The sequence below is a fragment of the Gudongella sp. DL1XJH-153 genome (assembly GCF_049310905.1).
Taxonomy (GTDB): Bacteria; Bacillota; Clostridia; order Tissierellales; family Tissierellaceae; genus Gudongella.
The window spans coordinates 1-326 of record NZ_JBMEMN010000102.1 but is presented as its reverse complement, the minus strand read 5'-3'; the positions used below and the strand labels follow the sequence as shown (position 1 = coordinate 326).

Sequence of the window (326 nt, the reverse complement as noted above, 5' to 3'; positions counted from 1 at the left end):
ATAAGGAATACTGTAAACACTGCGGTAAGGAGCTTATACAGATCTCAGGAAAAAAGAAATTGAAATTCTGTAACCAACAGTGTCGTATTACATGGTGGAACTCGAATCAGGACAAGGTTAATAAGAAAGCCATCTACTCCTTCACCTGCGCTTATTGCGGTTGCTCCTTTACCGCTTATGGCAATTCAAAGAGAAAGTATTGTTCTCATGACTGCTATATAAACGACCGCTTCAAAGGCGGTGATGTAATATGACAGACGATCAATTCAGAGCTGAAAAGCAATACCAATCAAGTCTTTCTATTGCAAAATCCATGCTTGAAAAAA

1 protein-coding gene and 1 pseudogene are annotated in these 326 nt (G+C 38.7%); both read left to right on the top strand.

Features of this window, described 5'->3' with window-relative positions; all coding sequences use genetic code 11:
- Nucleotides 1-254 (top strand): annotated as a pseudogene (locus tag ACOEN1_RS13555) (RNA polymerase subunit sigma-70); the annotation flags it as partial.
- On the top strand, nt 251-326 hold a 76-nt coding region (locus tag ACOEN1_RS13550), incomplete at its 3' end, for an SHOCT domain-containing protein (RefSeq protein ID WP_422487414.1). The pseudogene ACOEN1_RS13555 and the gene ACOEN1_RS13550, both read left to right, overlap by 4 nt.